18 protein-coding genes are annotated in these 17,968 nt (G+C 49.8%); all 18 read right to left on the bottom strand.

The genetic code is table 11. The features are described 5' to 3' along the window. Positions 1-2 precede the first annotated feature (2 nt). The gene (locus AC1RKH_RS20170; protein ID WP_493063277.1) at positions 3-1,145 is read right to left on the bottom strand and encodes a glycosyltransferase; all 1,143 of its coding nucleotides are present in this window, start codon (positions 1,143-1,145) and stop codon (positions 3-5) included. Then, positions 1,145-2,110 carry an NAD-dependent epimerase/dehydratase family protein gene (locus AC1RKH_RS20165; protein WP_493063278.1) on the bottom strand — a complete coding sequence of 322 codons (966 nt, stop codon included), beginning with the start codon at positions 2,108-2,110 and terminating at the stop codon, positions 1,145-1,147. Before AC1RKH_RS20165 ends, AC1RKH_RS20170 begins: the two co-directional genes overlap by 1 nt. Before the next feature lie 70 nt (positions 2,111-2,180). Continuing rightward, entirely contained in the window at positions 2,181-3,068 is an 888-nt protein-coding gene (locus tag AC1RKH_RS20160; protein ID WP_493063279.1) for a glycosyltransferase, read from the bottom strand. Positions 3,069-3,155: 87 nt separating this feature from the next. Then, positions 3,156-4,283, bottom strand: a complete 1,128-nt coding sequence (locus tag AC1RKH_RS20155) for a DegT/DnrJ/EryC1/StrS family aminotransferase (RefSeq protein WP_493063347.1) — start codon at positions 4,281-4,283, stop codon at positions 3,156-3,158. Then, entirely contained in the window at positions 4,283-4,804 is a 522-nt protein-coding gene (locus AC1RKH_RS20150) for a GNAT family N-acetyltransferase (protein ID WP_493063280.1), read from the bottom strand. Before AC1RKH_RS20150 ends, AC1RKH_RS20155 begins: the two co-directional genes overlap by 1 nt. Before the next feature lie 480 nt (positions 4,805-5,284). After that, positions 5,285-5,707 carry a sugar 3,4-ketoisomerase gene (locus AC1RKH_RS20145; RefSeq protein ID WP_493063281.1) on the bottom strand — a complete coding sequence of 141 codons (423 nt, stop codon included), beginning with the start codon at positions 5,705-5,707 and terminating at the stop codon, positions 5,285-5,287. Positions 5,708-5,739: 32 nt separating this feature from the next. Then, a complete protein-coding gene (locus AC1RKH_RS20140) occupies positions 5,740-7,275 on the bottom strand; it encodes a glycosyltransferase family 61 protein (RefSeq protein ID WP_493063282.1) in 1,536 nt (511 codons plus the stop codon). After that, positions 7,268-8,014 (bottom strand): ABC transporter ATP-binding protein, encoded by a 747-nt coding sequence (locus AC1RKH_RS20135; protein WP_493063283.1) that lies wholly within the window; start codon positions 8,012-8,014, stop codon positions 7,268-7,270. Before AC1RKH_RS20135 ends, AC1RKH_RS20140 begins: the two co-directional genes overlap by 8 nt. 5 nt (positions 8,015-8,019) lie before the next feature. Next, positions 8,020-8,808, bottom strand: a complete 789-nt coding sequence (locus tag AC1RKH_RS20130) for an ABC transporter permease (protein ID WP_493063284.1) — start codon at positions 8,806-8,808, stop codon at positions 8,020-8,022. Positions 8,809-8,929: 121 nt separating this feature from the next. Next, entirely contained in the window at positions 8,930-9,826 is an 897-nt protein-coding gene (rfbA, locus tag AC1RKH_RS20125) for a glucose-1-phosphate thymidylyltransferase RfbA (protein WP_493063285.1), read from the bottom strand. After that, the gene (gene rfbD / locus AC1RKH_RS20120; protein WP_493063286.1) at positions 9,823-10,716 is read right to left on the bottom strand and encodes a dTDP-4-dehydrorhamnose reductase; all 894 of its coding nucleotides are present in this window, start codon (positions 10,714-10,716) and stop codon (positions 9,823-9,825) included. Before rfbD ends, rfbA begins: the two co-directional genes overlap by 4 nt. Beyond that, on the bottom strand, positions 10,713-11,789 hold the full coding sequence (rfbB, locus tag AC1RKH_RS20115; RefSeq protein ID WP_493063287.1) for a dTDP-glucose 4,6-dehydratase: 1,077 nt from the start codon (positions 11,787-11,789) through the stop codon (positions 10,713-10,715). Before rfbB ends, rfbD begins: the two co-directional genes overlap by 4 nt. 229 nt (positions 11,790-12,018) lie before the next feature. Beyond that, the gene (locus AC1RKH_RS20110) at positions 12,019-12,258 is read right to left on the bottom strand and encodes a LapA family protein (RefSeq protein ID WP_493063288.1); all 240 of its coding nucleotides are present in this window, start codon (positions 12,256-12,258) and stop codon (positions 12,019-12,021) included. Positions 12,259-12,282: 24 nt separating this feature from the next. After that, positions 12,283-12,579 carry an integration host factor subunit beta gene (ihfB, locus tag AC1RKH_RS20105; RefSeq protein ID WP_003369729.1) on the bottom strand — a complete coding sequence of 99 codons (297 nt, stop codon included), beginning with the start codon at positions 12,577-12,579 and terminating at the stop codon, positions 12,283-12,285. Between the two features lie 175 nt (positions 12,580-12,754). Continuing rightward, a complete protein-coding gene (locus tag AC1RKH_RS20100) occupies positions 12,755-13,036 on the bottom strand; it encodes a hypothetical protein (protein ID WP_493063289.1) in 282 nt (93 codons plus the stop codon). A gap of 196 nt (positions 13,037-13,232) precedes the next feature. Then, entirely contained in the window at positions 13,233-14,927 is a 1,695-nt protein-coding gene (rpsA, locus tag AC1RKH_RS20095) for a 30S ribosomal protein S1 (RefSeq protein ID WP_071554228.1), read from the bottom strand. 121 nt (positions 14,928-15,048) lie between these two features. After that, entirely contained in the window at positions 15,049-15,738 is a 690-nt protein-coding gene (gene cmk, locus AC1RKH_RS20090; RefSeq protein WP_493063290.1) for a (d)CMP kinase, read from the bottom strand. Then, positions 15,735-17,942, bottom strand: coding sequence for a bifunctional prephenate dehydrogenase/3-phosphoshikimate 1-carboxyvinyltransferase (locus tag AC1RKH_RS20085; RefSeq protein ID WP_493063348.1), 2,208 nt, complete (start codon positions 17,940-17,942; stop codon positions 15,735-15,737). Before AC1RKH_RS20085 ends, cmk begins: the two co-directional genes overlap by 4 nt. Positions 17,943-17,968: the final 26 nt, after the last annotated feature.

The following is a 17,968-nucleotide window of genomic DNA, read 5'->3' as shown; positions in this document are numbered from 1 at the left end:
CATTACTCAAGAATCAACTTTAAATAACACTTCATTTCAGTAGTCACATAGTCTTGCGAAAAAAAAGCTAGCGCGCGCTGTTGGGCCTGCTGCGCCAATTGGTTCCTGGTTACCGGATCCTCATATAGCTTCTTCATACAGCTGAATATTTCATCTCTATTTCCTGGTGAGTGAAAAATCCCCGTTTTCCCTTCTTCAACCGCATCAGTGAGCCCATAGACTCTTGAAACTATTGCCGGCAATCCAACACTCGCCGCCTCAACAACTGCAGTCCCAAAGCCTTCACGATAGCTGGGCAGACAAAAAATATCAGCAGCAGCCATCCACTCTTCCGGGACATCTGTAAATTCCCTGCGATGATAGCGTGCTTGTTGCCCAAAAAGAATGGAGCTTAACTCTTCATCCACACCGTCATCGTCGGGACCGACTAAAAGAAGGTGTACATTGTCATACTGTTCAGACAGCTTTTTGAATGCGCTTGCAAGATCAACGATACCCTTTGCCCGCGAAACGCGTCCGAGGAAAAGGTAAACAACATCGGAGTTCTTGACGCCTAACGCTGACCTGAGTTTGCTTCTAATTAACGGGTTTGCAGAAAACCTGAACGTATCAACGCCACTGATTGACCCGTTACCGAGTACCTTTATCTTACCAACAGGTGCCACCCGATTAGCTTCCAGGAAGCGCTTTTGTGAGTGACTATCCGCCAAAAGATGATTCGCGCATAAAGCCAACAGCCTATCCAGTGTCGATAAGAGTACACGGAATAACCCAGATTGAGTCGCCCAAACTTGCCCAGTAAAAATGTGCAGTCTAACGGGAACCCTGGCTATAAATCCCGCCAACATGCCTATCAGACCTGACTTTGGCATCAGGGAGAATACACAATCATACTTGGCAGTTCTGAAATGCTTGGACAGTAAAAAGAGTGCTCGGAGGTCTTTTCCTAGGGAGATTTTTCTCTCGATATCCAAACGCACAAAATCAACATGGGCAGACAGCAATTTATCGACACCACTTACGGTGCCAGATGTTACCAATGTCACATCAAAACATTCCGAGAGTTTTAATATATGTGCGCGCATAAATACATGCAGAACAACTGGCACAGTCGAAACGATACAAATCCTTTTTCTTTCCATCATTATTGATGCGCCAGAATGGAAGGAACAGAACTCGGAATATCAAAAACAGCGGTAAATCCCAACTCGACCTTAATCAACTCGCTAGAGTAACTGACTTTTGAAACCAAAGCATCAACCCTACCTTTGGTCAACGGGAACTTTGGTATCGGCGAAAATAAAGTAGCAGATAAACGCACCAACCACTCAGGGAAAGTCAGGCTTGGAAATCCAACTTTGTAGAGCTTCGCCATTGAGCAAACGACTTCACGCAACGTGCAGTCATTAGAGACAATATATGTTTTATTTTTTGCGCGCTCGTCGGTCGCACAAAGCACCAGTGCGCGAACAACGTCTTCAACATGTATGTAATTCGCGACAGATGCAGAGTTACCAATGTAAAAAAACATGCCTTTGCGCACCATATTGCCTAACTGATGAAAAGACTGATTCGACATATCTTGCCCGACAACATTTGTAGGTCGGACAACTGTAAAACTCATCGTTGGATCTGCTGCGCAATAGCTAACAATCAGCTCATCTGCGATAGTCTTTGAGACTTCATACTGTCCTACCGGATACGGAGTGCATTTCTCGTTAATCGTTATTTCACGTCCGTTAGATCTCGAGGCCATGCCATAGGCGCCGACACTACTCAGCTGGATAAAATGTATCGGCCTTCTACTTTTCTTTGAATGATTCAAAAAACTATTGAGGAGCTTTCTCGTGCCATTGACATGCAATTCGTACATGTTTTTTTCTGCTCGGATTTCTCCCATGCAATTAACAATCACATCAACATTTTGAAGCCGGAAGGGTAACTCGAACTCGCTCCCCCAATCAAAAACGTCGCCGAAAAACACCTCGACTCCGGGAATATACAGCCCCTCCTTTCTGCTTAAGACAACTACTTCATCCCCGCGAGCTACCAGCGCACGGCACAATGCTCTACCGATAAAACCACTACCTCCCGTAACAAAGAATTTCATACTCCTCCTTTACTACAAGTTCGGTGATACACCATTCGACTTCCATGTAAAAGACCATTACCGAGCATCACTACCACCGAAAAAAAAGATAAAACAAACCCTGATAAAAACGAATTTCTTTATAAACTTTCGGGTTATGCAAAATACTAAAAAAAACTTTCAGTGACTCTCTTTTCCTTGCTACTGACAAATCCCTAAATCGAGCACACTCCACAACGGCACGAGCGTGGGCATATTTTTTATGCCCTGAGTACTGCTCAATTATTTTCACTTTGGCTGAATGCATGGCATCAAGCTGCTTCCATGTATTGGATGAATGAACACGATAACCTGCCAACAAATCGGAGACTACCGCTATAGCAGAACGTCTTCCTTTCGAAAGCTTCAACCACATATCCCAATCTTCGACTTTGGTATTCCTGTCGAAGCCTCCAACACTGTTCAATGCTTCAAGCCTTATCAGCGCAGCGGGTGCTGGTAGCTCGGCCCGAAGTAAAAAAACGTCTTCGAAATTATAGATCGCGCTGGCAATTCGCTTACCGATTTTCTTTGAGTTTTCATCAATCAAATAAACTGAACCAAAAGCAGCCACAGCATCTGGATTATTTTCAAGATAACTAACCAAGGTGCTGGTTTTATCAGGAAAAACTAAGTCGTCAGAAGCCAAGCCGCAGAAGTACTTACCTTCAGCCCATCGTAAACCTTCATTCAGCGTTTCGGAAACACCGACATTAGGGCGTGAGACAACTTTGAATCGTTGGAAACGTGCTTTACAAGCATCAATGTAACGTTCAACTACTGAATAAGAAGAATCAGTTGAGCCATCATCGATAATGATCAACTCAATATTCGGATAGGATTGCGCAATCACACTTTCGATACACTCAGCGACGAAATTCGAGTGATTAAACACAGGGATGCAAACGCTAACGAGCGGCCCGGCACTGCTGGAGTACATTGTATTTTCCTGGGATCGCACAAACACCAAATAACTCCATTCAGCCCGTCAGGACTTACTTAATCTGACGGGCCTCTGAGAATAAAGTCAGTTGGCTAATTTGAATGAATTGCAGGCTTTTACCACTTCCTCAGCCTGCTCCAGGCTCAAAGTTGGCCCCATTGGCAAGCTAATAACTTCATTGTGAATTTGCTCAGTAACCGGCAAATCCAGTCCGTTAAACTCGGAATAGGCTTCTTGTTTATGTGGCGGGATCGGGTAGTGAATCAGCGTTTGAATACCCAGTTCCGACAAATGACTTTGTAGTTTTTGACGATGCTCGGTTCTAATAACGTATAAGTGCCAGACATGCTGATGCATATTAATAACGTCTGAATCTTTACTGACTGGCAAGAGTATCAGGTCGTTATTAATGCCCCTTGTGTAAATACGAGCGATTTCTCTTCGGTGGGCAACAGCCTCATCGAGATACTTCAACTTTACACTCAGAATCGCTGCTTGGATTTCATCCAGGCGACTGTTCACACCCTGATACAAGCTTTTGTATTTCTCATGCGAACCATAGTTACGAATAGCCCGAAGGGTGCTGTCTAGTTCGGAGTCATTTGTAGTTATAGCCCCCGCATCACCTAAAGCGCCAAGGTTCTTACCAGGGTAGAAACTGAAACCAGAGGCGTCGCCCCAGTTACCAGCGCGCTTGCCATCGATACTGGCACCGTGCGATTGAGCTGAATCTTCTAATACCAGCAGGTCATGTTCCTTCGCAATTGCCATGAGATTTGGCATATTTGCGAGTTGACCATACAAATGAACGCACATGAGTACCCGTGTTTTGGCGCTCAGCGACGCTTTAACATTCTTAGGGCACAGGTTGAACGTTTTACTATCCGGCTCAACAAATACAGGCGTGAGGTTATTTTCAGTAATAGCAAGCACACTCGCAATATAAGTGTTAGCTGGTACTATAACCTCGTCACCATCTTTCAACTTTCCGAGCTCTTTCCACGCACGCAAAGTGAGGATAAGAGCATCAAGACCGTTCGCAACACCTATGCAGTGTTTGACTCCGCAGTAACTCGCGAAGTCCGCCTCAAACTTTTCCAGTTCTTGCCCGCCGATGTACCAGCCAGAATCAATAACTCGAGTCGTAGCCTCAACCAATTCGCTGCGCAAAGTCCTATTCACAGAAGCCAAATCTAGAAAAGGAATAGTCATCATTTAAAAATCACCGAAAGTTTCTGTTCTGAGTGTTTAACTGCGTCATCTGTAATTTCATAATAATAATTGGCATCATCTTCGCCAACCTGAACAGCGCCCATTTTCTTATGAAAAGAAATAACCTTATCGTTCCCTTTCATTACATCAAAGTGAGACTTTTTAAACCCTAAAAACTCGAAACCAAATTTATAGACCAGAAAAGCACTCTCAATTGCAGAAAAGCGGGTTTTACTCTCATTGAGAATCCAGCTTCCCCAACAGAACGAATCAGAGCGAAGATCGTAGATCCGGACAGTCCCACAAGGTGTACCGTCGAGTCTTTGAATAATAAAATAAAATTGCTTTTTTGCTGCTTCGTCAGCTTTATATTTTTCAATCCACGCTTTCTGCGATTCCAGATCTGGAGAAACCCCCGACAGAAACTTATTGTATCGATCGTCCAAACGCAAACTCAGGATAAACTCTGCGTCCGCCACCTCAACCAATCTCAGGCCTATTGTCGAATATTCTAAATTCACTGCTTATTCTCCATCAATGTAGTATCGGCGCGCATTGAAATCCGCCAAAACGCATTGCTCGTTAGTTGGCTACCCGATCAATTTAGACTCATCAGATAACACCTGATCGCCGCCTGAGCCGTTCGATAGAACGGCTGCGCTGAAATTATTGTAGCGGCCCCCTGTTGAAAACACCAGAGTGTCTTAAGACCGGTTATCTACCAATACCTTATGGCGCCCACCGCAAGCTGTAGCGGCAGTAATAGACTGAACACCTAAGGCGCATACGCCATTGAGGAAGCGGATATTCGACGCTACGGAAGGAGATTACAGACAACCGCCGGGATGGGCACGCTCAAAGCGCGGGGTGTGTCGCAGGTGCTTGGTGGAGCCTGCGCAAAAGACTACGGTATTTGCGCACGGCAGAAAGCGGGAAAGTAAACATCACCGATAAACAATGACAATAAGCCCTTGGGGACAGGGCTTAATTATCAGGACTTCTTAACTAGCGGATAAACCGGGATTAGCATCTGCAATAAACTTATTATAATCCCTGTAATAATCCTCCTCATCATAAAAATCCGAAGCAAGCACCATACACACGGCGCCGGAAGAAAAATTATCGATCTCCCGCCAGATCATCGGGCAGATATACAGCCCAGAGTAGCTACGATTCATATGGACAGTTTTCTTCTCATACCCATCATCAAGATGAATATCAAAAGAACCCGACATTGCGATAATCAACTGATGCAACGCCTTGTGAGCGTGCCCTCCCCTTTCGGCCCCGCCGGGGACATCATAAAGATAGTAAACTCTTTTGATATCGAACGGAATATGGCGACCAGCCTCGACATAAGTAAGATTTCCGCGAGGATCGTTAATTCTCGGCAAACTTAAAATCTCACACTTTTCTAAATTCACTTCAAACTCCTTCTTTTATCTGATCACAATATTCACGCAAGAACATCTGTCTCAAGCTCATCTAGAAATTTCTCCAGATCAATGGTGAAATCGGCATGAATACTTTTTCCGCCGGACTCGATTGATCCCAGTACGTAATTGATTTTCTTCCCTGTGGAACAGGCAATATTTTGCCAGTACCAATAACTCGTATCTGGAAATTTGCTGATAAGTATGAATATTTTGGCGTCCTTTGGTGCAAACACCAGATTCGCCAATGCAGCGCCCGAAGATCCAATAATTATTTTGGCTCGACTAAACAGAATAACCTGTTCAATGAAGGTGAGCCCCTCCGTCTCGATGACCTTAAAGCCTTTTGGAACAAGTGCCGACTCTATGTCTGCAAAATTACTTACGAGCCTGGCGCCTGTTTTTCTTCTGAGTATGATTTTGTCTGGCCACTCTCCTTGTGAACGTGCAGCAAAAATATCCGTACGAGCTCTCAGCAGATTGAACGCGGAAGGACTGAATAGGCCGTGCGAGTATTTATCCAGCGTGGTATTACGACGTTCAAAAGGCACGTAACCTGCCACCGAAACAACATGCAATTGGGCGACTTTGACAGCTTTACCAGTTGGAATGACTATAATTTGACGAGCGCTACCCGCTACAACCCTTAAAGACTCCATCAAGTTTCGATGCAATCCATCATTTATAAGAATCGGAATATCTTTATATGCCTCTTCTGCACAGAATATAGCGATTCGAGGCAATACTTCTGTCATCCAATGCGCGTAATTTGGTGCGCAAGAATCAAGGAACGACGCAGCGATCGGAATCACCTCAGGCGCAACATCGTGCGACAACCAACGAGCCTTTCTCAACTTGTTGTCAAAAACCACTCTACCATGCAGTTCTTCACTCGTGTAATCTCGAGAAAAGTCATAGAGGTCGTGATGTAGTATTTTGTTGTCAACCAATACGAGATTTGTTCCACCGGAAACCATCGCATTGCTCAGAGAAAAAATATAAATATCTGGATATATATACGACGAGTGAGGTGATACCAGGTAGTCTTGTTCCGCAGACGGCAAAACTCGCGGCGAGGGAGTCTCAACCAACTCCTCGTGCGCTACTGCTTTTACTGTTATACCTTGTTCTATTATATATTTTTTATAATTCGTAAGCTCACGCCACTTTTGGTTTTTGTTTCCAGATAATAGAGCCCGAGCATTTGCATAGATCGGATAACCATTTCGCCAGAGCCACAATACTACCCAGCGTATAAACCAATTTTTTTTCAGGTGTTTTATATAGAATCTACCAAGCACCGTACTCCTTAGTCTGCCCACCATGTTATGCGTTTTATCAACTTCAAACTCGAGTCTCTGGATCGTCGTTTCATTTATATCAACCTTTTCCTCGACCGCATCCGGCGCAGGCATCCATCTTGAGATGTCAAATACGCGCCCTTGAGCATCTTGAGCATTCGACGATATTAACGACCTCAACTGCTCATCATGTTTCTCTACTTTCGCCTCAAGTATCGCCAATTGCTTCTTCAGCGCTTCAACACTTGAATTATCCATGCCGAGGTGCCCCATTAAGATACATCTCTATAACTTCATCAGGTTTTCCGTCAGCGACCTTCTTTCCGTGGTCCATCCAGATTACGCGATTACATAGCGATTTAACCAGATTATGATCATGAGATACCATGATCATAATATCTGCCTTGTCAATCATCGAATGCATTCTAGCCTTAGCCTTCTCCATAAAAGCTGCATCACCGCCAGCAAAAATCTCATCCAGCACTAATACTTCCGGGTGTACGGCTGTAGCAAGCGAAAATGCCAACCGCATATACATACCGGTGGAGTAGTACTTAACAGGGGTATCGATAAACTCTTCCAGCTCTGCAAAGGCAATTACTTCAGGTTCAATTTCGGATAATTGACTCTTCGAATACCCCAGGATTGCCCCGTTCAAGTATATGTTTTCTCGTCCTGTGAATTCAGGATGGAACCCGGCTCCAATTTCGAGCAAAGGTGCGATACGCCCTGAAACCTTAATGATACCGTCCGACGGTTCATAGATCCTGCACAATGCTTTCAGAAGCGTGCTCTTTCCTGCGCCATTATGCCCGACGATTCCAACGCGATCTCCAGCGTTCAGATCAAAAGAGACATTATTGACTGCCAGGAAATCCGAATATGCCGACCTGTTTTTTCTCTTGAATATCCCGGTGAAGTAATCTTTAAACGAAGGCGTCGAATCATGATAAATACGAAATTTTATTGACAAATCGATGATAGATATATTCGACATATTATTTACAGCCTGAAGATAATTTTTTTCTCTTTAAGGAGAAAAAAGATAAACCCGAGAAAGAGAGTACCTGCCGCCAGCGCGATGCACAGCATAACCGTTGAGGAGCTTGGTAAAACTCCTTGGGTCAGGGGGGCACGAAACATGTCAACAAACGGAACTACCGGATTAAAGCTCACTAACCACGCAACCTTTCCTATAAGCGCGTCATTCTTATACATAATCGGCGTCAGGAAAAACCAGGCTTGCATTGCGATCACGATGATATGCTGCAGATCTCGAAAAAAAACCGTCACAATCGAGACAAACAAAGCAATGCCTAGCGAGAATAAAAACAAAAGTGCGTAGGCCACAGGAATAAACAAGAGGGCCCAAGTAAGCTGCCCACCAATCGCAAAAATAATCAAAAATAATGCAAAAAAAGACAAACAACTATCAATCAAAATACCAAGAGCGACACTCAATGGAAATATCAGTTTTGGCAGATAGATCTTCTTTATCAAACTTTCATTATTAATGAAGGCCGCCCCAGACTGCGTTACTATCCCGCTGAAGCAGTTCCAAGGAATCATTCCCGCAAACAAAAACACGGCATAAGTCTTTAAATCCGCCTTGAACAGAGTCGAAAATACGACAGCGGTCACGCTCATCATCATCAACGGATTGATAAGCGTCCACAAATAACCGAGAGCCGTTCTTCGATACCGCAAAATCAAATGCTGTCGTACTAACTGCCATAGTACTGCACGGCTCCCGCACAGTTCAAAAAGCTGTCTAAAGGCCGAATTAATCACACGATTACCTCAGCGACCACACTAAAACCATAAATGACACACTTCATTTTTTGACCTTATAACTAACAAATTACGCCATTTTCCTTTGACAGCAACTTAGCGCAAAGGGTCGCCATTACGCTCACGCTCCTTTGATTTCTTTCAAAATAGCCAGCAGGTATTTGCCGTATCCATTTTTCGCCAAAGGTGCCGCGAGCGCTTCTAACTGTTCATCATTAATCCAGCCCTGCCTGAATGAAATCTCTTCAGGACATGCGACTTTCAATCCTTGGCGGCTTTCTATCGTGGCAATAAACTGCCCGGCCTCAAGCAGTGACTCATGTGTCCCAGTATCCAGCCACGCGTATCCTCTGCCCATGATTTCAACATCCAGCTGGCCTTTCTCCAGATAGAGTCTATTAAGGTCAGTAATTTCGAGTTCGCCTCTGGCGGACGGTTTTAAGCTTTTGGCGAGTTCTACGACTTGCGAGTCATAGAAGTACAGTCCTGTAACAGCGTAGCTGGACTTGGGTACAGTAGGCTTTTCTTCAAGGCTGATTGCCTTACCTTGACTGTCAAACTCGACGACACCGTACCGCTCCGGATCGTTGACATGATATGCAAATACGCTTGCACCGTCCGACCGAGACATCGCATTTGTGAGCAGACTGTGGAAATCGTGACCATGGAATATATTGTCACCCAAGACCAGCGCGCAAGCCTCACCGGCAAGAAACTCCTCACCAATGACGAATGCCTGGGCAAGTCCATCAGGCGACGCCTGAACGGCGTAGTGCAAATTGAGGCCCCATCGCTGACCATCACCGAGCAATTGCTCGAATCGCGGCGTATCCTGGGGAGTGGATATAATGAGAATATCTCTTATCCCTGCAAGCATAAGAACACTCAGAGGGTAATAGATCATAGGTTTATCAAAAACAGGTAAGAGCTGTTTTGATATGGCCAATGTTGCAGGGTGAAGGCGAGTTCCCGAGCCACCTGCGAGGATGATGCCTTTGCGATTCGTCGTATTGATCATTTATTTAGGACTTCCATAAGCATTCGGGTTACGCCACTTTGCCAATCCGGCATATGTAGAGAAAAATTGTCACACAGCTTCTGAGTGTTCAAACGCGAGTTTAGCGGTCGGCGCGCGGGGGTTGGGTAGGCCGCGGTGTCGATCGGATTGATTGCCGTCACCGCCAATTGTTCGCCATTCTGGCGAGCGAATTCGATCACATAACTCGCATAGCCGTGCCAGGAAACTTCACCGCTGGCAACCAAGTGATACAAGCCCTTAAGCTCGGGGCGCTCGACAATTTTCTGAATAACCAGAGCGGTTACGTCAGCAATAAGATCCGCGCCTGTGGGTGCTCCAATCTGATCGGCAATGACGCTCAGTGTTTCCCTGTCCTTGGCCAGACGCAAAATGGTCTTGGTAAAATTATTGCCGCGCGCACCGTATCCCCAACTGGTGCGAAAGATCAGATATTTGCAGCCCGAAGCGATAATAGCCTGCTCGCCAGCGAGCTTACTCGCACCGTAATGATTCACTGGCGCGACTGCGTCATCTTCTTTCCATGGTGCTTGCCCACTGCCGTCGAACACGTAGTCCGTCGAGTAGTGAATCAACCAGGCATCAAGGGACAATGCTTCCTCGGCCATAACCTGACTCGCCAGGGCATTTACGCGAGTTGCAAGCTCAGGCTCTGATTCAGCTTTATCCACTGCTGTGTAAGCAGCGGCGTTGACTATAACGTCAGGATTGACCCGGTGAATCGTTGCACGCAAAGACTCAAGATCGGACAAGTCGCCACACAGCCCGTCGACCGTTTGACGGTCAAGAGCTATCACCTCTCCGAGAGGCGAAAGGGAACGTTGCAGTTCCCAGCCAACCTGGCCGTTCTTTCCAAGCAGAAGGATTTTCATGCTTTGCTTGAACGGTCGGCGTAGTTTTTATCAATCCACTGTTGATAACTGCCACTCTTCACATGAGCTACCCACTCAGTGTTGTTCAGATACCATTCTACGGTTTTGCGGATGCCGGTTTCGAAGGTCTCTTCCGGTGTCCAGCCCAGCTCACGCTGGATTTTGCTGGCGTCGATCGCATAACGCTGGTCATGTCCCGGACGATCCTGAACATAGGTAATCAGACTGGCATGCGGACGGTGGGCCGAGTCAGGACGTAGCTCATCAAGCAATGCGCACAGGGTGTGTACCACTTCGATGTTTTGCTTTTCGTTATGGCCGCCGATGTTATAGGTCTCGCCGATAACGCCTTCGGTCACGACTTTGTAGAGTGCGCGGGCGTGATCTTCGACATAGAGCCAGTCACGGACCTGGTTGCCTTTGCCGTAGACCGGCAGCGGCTTGCCTTCCAGTGCATTGAGGATGATCAGCGGGATCAGCTTCTCAGGGAAGTGGCATGGGCCGTAGTTGTTCGAGCAGTTGGTGACCAGGGTCGGCAGGCCGTAGGTACGGCTCCAGGCGCGAACCAGGTGATCGGAGCTGGCCTTGCTGGCCGAGTATGGCGAGCTTGGCTGGTATGGCGTGGTTTCGGTGAAGAGGTCTTCCGGACCTTCGAGGTCTCCGTAGACTTCGTCAGTCGAGATATGATGGAAGCGGAAGCTGGCTTTACGCGAGTCATCCAGCGCTGCCCAATAGTGGCGCGCAGCTTCCAACAAGGTGTAAGTACCAATGATGTTGGTCTGGATGAATTCGGACGGACCGGAGATCGAACGATCAACGTGAGACTCTGCGGCCAGGTGCATGATCGCATCCGGTTGGTGTTCACGCAGGACACGGTCTATCTGATCGCGATCGCAGATGTCGACGCGCTCAAATACATAACGCGAATTCTGACTAACTTCAGCCAATGACTCGAGATTACCAGCGTAGGTCAGCTTATCCACGTTGACTACGGAATCTGCAGTATTGGAGATGATATGACGAATGACTGCCGAGCCGATAAATCCGGCACCGCCGGTTACTAGAATTTTCACGCGAAACCATACCCTTGAGTTACTGACAGGGCCGCCAACCGAGCGCTGTCTAATCCATGAATGTAAAAGCCGTCAACCCGGCCGAAGCCTCTGACAGAATCAACCTGAACCAATATGGGAATGTGCCACTATCGGACAAGCGGAACATTTTACAGCTTAATGAAGCTTTTACTAATGGATATAGACAAGCTGTGCCGCAAATTCGATGCGCGCCTTATGTTTGTCGCAATCAGACAAGACGCTTGCGTGAAGCTCTGGACGTACGTCCCAGAAACCAGCCCAGAATTGGGCCGATTACCATGCCAATCAGCAGCGCAATAACCATCACCAGCGATACAGGCAACTGCGGCCCAGCCCAGCCCAGGAACAGCAGCGAAACTGACTGCTGGTTCTCCAGCACGAATGCCAAAACTGCCAAAACAAGCAGCAACACAAAGACTCCGAGGAGTACGCGCTTTAGGTTACGCATGAATCGCTCCTTGAATGGCGACTGTCAAAGCCCCTCCTCCTCATCCTCATTCACCCGATCCCGGAGCTCTTTGCCCGGTTTGAAATGAGGAACGAATTTTCCGTCGAGACTGACGGATTGACCGGTCTTTGGGTTACGACCGACGCGCGGCGCGCGATAGTGCAAAGAGAAGCTGCCAAAACCACGGATTTCGATTCGATCACCGGTAGCCAGGCACTGGGACATTTGCTCAAGCATGGTCTTGATGGCCAGCTCGACATCCTTGGATGAGAGCAGCCCTTGATGGGTGACAATTCGTTCGATCAACTCCGACTTCGTCATATTTTTCCCTTCTTTTTCAAGCAGCTAGATCAGCGCTTCAAAGGTTTTAGCATGCTCGAAGGATTTTGAACAGCCTATATATTGACTTATCTGCATTACCTCGCAGACACCGCAAACCTGGCCCTCCTGGAGACTGGAGACCCGCTTCGCCACGCCACAGAGACACACCGAGCAGTCACCTGCAGATGACCAGCATGGTGCGAGTGAGGTATCCGGCCGGGTTCCACCCAAAAAAATAATCCTCAGCCTCCTCCTTGGCATCACTGGACTTGCCAATGACTCTGTACCCCTCCACCCCACACTCTCTTGCAGCACGCTTGTAACACCTGTCCCAACCCGAGCCGAGCCCCGAACAATCGATCTCAATACCACTAACGCCACGCACCACATGAGTTTTGGCGCCTGTCGTACACCCCACCAAGACCAGCACTGCCAATGTGACAACGAGCTTGTTCATTCCCTTCCTTACGCCAGGCATCACACCCAACCAATACTCGATTCAAGCTAAAGCCTAGCTTCGAATAGACAATTGATATACCTGAACAACAGACCACCTTACACCCGCATTGTTTCCCTCTATGCACTGACAACCTCAAATTTCAGGCACAAAAAAGGGCGACCGAAGTCGCCCTTTTTCTATGGCTTGACAGAACTTAGTTCTGTTTTTCCATTTGTGCACGCAACAGGTCGCCCAGAGTGGTAGGACCAGCAGCGATGCTGTCCGAGGCTGGCTTGTCGCGCAGGCTCTGGATAGCTTCTTTCTCGTCTTCAACGTCTTTCGACTTGATCGAGAGCTGGATTACGCGGCTCTTGCGGTCAACGCTGATGATCTTGGCTTCAACTTCTTCGCCTTCTTTCAGAACGTTGCGCGCATCTTCGATGCGGTCACGGCTGATTTCGGAGGCTTTCAGAGTAGCTTCGATATCGGTAGCCAAAGTGATGATGGCGCCTTTAGCGTCAACTTCTTTCACGATGCCTTTAACGATTGCGCCTTTGTCGTTCTCTTGAACGTACTCGGAGAACGGATCGCTTTCCAGTTGCTTGATACCCAGGGAGATACGCTCGCGCTCTGGGTCAACCGACAGGATAACGGTGTCCAGCTCGTCGCCCTTCTTGAAGCGACGTACGGCTTCTTCGCCCACTTCGTTCCAGGAGATGTCGGACAGGTGAACCAGACCGTCGATGCCGCCGTCCAGACCAATGAAGATACCGAAATCGGTGATCGACTTGATGGTGCCGGAGATTTTATCGCCCTTGTTGAACTGGCCAGAGAAATCTTCCCATGGGTTAGATTTGCACTGCTTGATGCCCAGGGAGATACGACGACGCTCTTCGTCGATGTCCAGAACCATAACTTCCACTTCGTCGCCGACTTGTACGACTTTCGAAGGATGGATGTTCTTGTTGGTCCAGTCCATTTCGGAAACGTGTACCAGACCTTCAACGCCTTCTTCCAGCTCAGCGAAGCAGCCGTAGTCGGTCAGGTTGGTTACACGTGCGGTAACGCGAGTGCTTTCTGGGTAACGGGCTTTGATAGCAACCCATGGATCTTCGCCCAGTTGCTTGAGGCCCAGGGAAACACGATTGCGTTCGCGATCGTACTTCAGAACCTTGACATCGATCTCGTCGCCAACGTTGACGATTTCGGAAGGATGCTTGATACGCTTCCAAGCCATGTCGGTAATGTGCAGCAGGCCATCGACGCCACCCAGATCGACGAATGCGCCGTAATCGGTGAGGTTTTTGACGATACCTTTGACTTGTTGACCTTCCTGCAGGGATTCCAGCAGAGCTTCACGCTCAGCGGAGTTCTCGGCTTCGAGGACGCTACGACGGGAAACGACAACGTTGTTGCGTTTCTGGTCGAGCTTGATGACCTTGAATTCCAGCTCTTTGCCTTCCAGGTGCGTGGTGTCGCGCACAGGACGGACGTCAACCAGAGAACCAGGCAGGAACGCACGGATGCCGTTAACGTCGACAGTGAAGCCGCCTTTAACCTTACCGTTGATAACGCCCTTGACCACTTCTTCGGCTGCGAAGGCTGCTTCCAGAACGATCCAGCATTCAGCGCGCTTGGCTTTTTCACGGGACAGCTTGGTTTCACCAAAGCCGTCTTCAACCGAATCCAGCGCAACGTGAACTTCGTCACCGACGTTGATATTCAGTTCGCCAGCGTCGTTGTAGAACTGCTCAAGCGGGATGAGTGCTTCAGACTTCAGGCCAGCGTGAACGGTTACCCAGCGAGCTTGGTAATCGATATCAACGATAACACCGGTGATGATGGAGCCTGCCTGAAGGTTCAGGGTTTTTAGGCTTTCTTCAAAGAGTTCCGCAAAGCTTTCGCTCATTTTAATTCCTGTTGATAAGGGCGAAGAATACGCCCATCTGCCACATCCCAGACGATGTGGGTTACGTTTATATAAAAGAAAGACCGCAAGACTATGACTGGTCCCCTGCGGTATTTCTTGGTCACCCGGCGATATCGCGAATGGCGATCTCGCTCATGATGCGTTCCAGCACCTGCTCGATGGACAACTCCGTGGAATCCAGCTGTATGGCGTCGACCGCCGGCTTGAGCGGGGCTACCGCTCGCTGGGTGTCGCGCTCATCGCGCACACGGATCTCATCTAGCAGACTCGACAGACTAACACCCTCGACTTTGCCCTTCAACTGCAAATAACGACGGCGTGCCCGTTCCTCGGCACTGGCGGTCAGAAAAATCTTCAGCGGCGCGTCGGGAAATACAACGGTGCCCATGTCACGACCATCGGCCACCAGCCCCGGCGCTTCCTGAAATGCCCGCTGGCGCTGCAGCAAAGCGTCACGCACCGCAGGCAGTGCAGCCACTTGCGAGGCCCAGGCACCGACCTGCTCGTTGCGCAAATCGTCAGTGACATCGTCACCTTCAAGGATGATGCGCTGCGGATGACCTTCGGTCGCCCCGATGAACTGCACATCGAGATGAGCAGCCAGCAACTTCAGCGACTCTTCATTGGTCAGGTCGACACTATGATTGCGCGCAGCGAATGCCAGCAAACGGTACAACGCACCGGAATCCAGCAAGCACCAGCCCAGGCGCTTGGCGAGGATCCCGGCGATGGTGCCCTTGCCCGAACCGCTCGGCCCATCGATGGTGATTACCGGAGCATGGCTGGTCACGACTGAGCCTCTTGAGCAACACGAATACCGACTTGCGCGCACAACGCGAGGAAGTTCGGGAAGGAGGTCGCAACGTTGGCGCAGTCATGGATGCGGATCGGCGCAGTGGCACGCAACGACGCAACGCTGAACGCCATGGCAATCCGGTGATCGCCGTGGCCATGCACTTCGCCGCCGCCAATCTGGCTGCCGTCGATGATGATGCCGTCCGGGGTTGGCTCGCACTTGACGCCCAGCGCCAGCAAACCATCCGCCATCACCTGGATACGATCCGACTCCTTGACCCGCAACTCTTCCGCGCCACGCAGAATAGTCCGACCTTCGGCACAAGCCGCCGCCACGAACAGCACCGGGAACTCGTCGATAGCCAGCGGAACCAGCGCTTCAGGAATTTCGATACCTTTAAGCTTAGCCGCTCGCACACGCAAGTCAGCCACCGGCTCGCCGCCGACTTCACGCTGGTTTTCCAGGGTGATATCGGCGCCCATCAGACGCAGGATGTCGATCACGCCGGTACGGGTCGGATTGATACCCACATGCTCAAGCACCAGCTCCGAACCTTCGGCAATCGACGCTGCCACCAGGAAGAATGCCGACGAGGAGATATCACCCGGCACTTCAATGTGCGTCGCAGTCAACTTGTGGCCGGATTCGACCGACGCGGTGGCGCCGTTGACGGTAACCGGGTAACCGAAGCCACGCAGCATGCGCTCGGTGTGGTCGCGGGTTGGCGCAGGCTCGGTGACGGTGGTCTTGCCCTCGGCGTACAGCCCCGCCAACAGCAGGCAGGATTTAACCTGGGCGCTGGCCATCGGCATGGTGTAAGTCAGGCCCTTGAGCGTGTTGCCGCCACGAATGGTCATCGGTGGACGACCTTCTGCAGCCGTCTCGATCACTGCACCCATCTCGCGCAGCGGGTTGGCCACACGATTCATCGGACGCTTGGACAGCGATGCATCGCCCGTCAGGGTGCTGTCGAAATTCTGCGCGGCCAGCAAGCCGGACAACAGACGCATCGAAGTACCCGAGTTACCCAGATAGATAGGGCCAGGAGCCGGTTTCAAGCCATGCAGGCCGACACCGTGAATGGTCACGCGACCATGGTGCGGACCTTCGATCACGACACCCATGTCACGGAAGGCTTGCAAGGTCGCCAGGGCATCTTCGCCTTCAAGGAAACCTTCGACTTCAGTAACGCCTTCCGCGAGGGAGCCGAGCATGATCGAACGGTGGGAAATCGACTTGTCGCCTGGTACACGAATCCGCCCACTCAGGCGGCCACCAGGATTTGCCAGGAAAATCAGATCGTTGGAGTTCATAGCGTCCACATAGGCCCGGCGGGCCAGGATTTTACTGAAATGCTCGCGGGCAACCCGGGCGCGCGTAAAGACGCCCAACAGTTGGTGCCCGTCCCCTGCATCGACCGCGTCGCGCAAGGCGTCGAGATCGCTGCGAAATGTATCGAGTGTGCGCAGGACAGCTTCGCGATTGGCGAGGAAGATGTCGTGCCACATGACCGGGTCACTGCCGGCGATTCTCGTGAAATCGCGGAAGCCGCCCGCAGCGTAACGGAAGATTTCCAGATTTTCACTGCGTTTGGCCAATGAATCGACCAAACCGAACGCCAACAGGTGCGGCAAATGGCTGGTCGCCGCCAACACTTCGTCATGACGCTCGACCTGCATGTGCTCGACATCGGCACCCAATTCGCGCCAGAGCCGGTCAACGACCGCCAGGGCAGCCGGATCGGTTTGCTCGAGCGGCGTCAGAATCACTTTGTGTCGACGGAACAGCTGAGCGTTGGAAGCCTCTACCCCGCTCTGCTCGGAACCGGCGATCGGATGCCCCGGAACGAAGCGCGCCGGCATGCCACCGAAGGCTTCGGTCGCTGCGCGCACCACATTGCCTTTGGCACTGCCGACATCGGTCAGAATCGCCGCCCCCAGGTCCATGCCAGCCAACAGCGCCAGCAGCTTCTCCATCGCCAGGATCGGTACCGCCAACTGAATCACGTCGGCACCGCGGCACGCGACAGCGAGGTCGTCTTCGCAACGATCCACCACGCCCAGCTCAACGGCGAGTTTTCGCGATAACGGATCGAGATCGACGCCGACCACTTCACGACACAACCCGCTTTCACGCAGGCCCTTGGCAAACGAACCGCCGATCAGCCCCAGACCGACCACCACCAGGCGACCGATCATAGGCACAGCAGGTTGCACGTCGATGA

It is taken from the genome of Pseudomonas sp. GW822-FHT06B12 (assembly GCF_058799675.1).
Note: the sequence above shows the minus strand (reverse complement) of the source record. Positions and strands in the feature narration are given on the sequence as shown.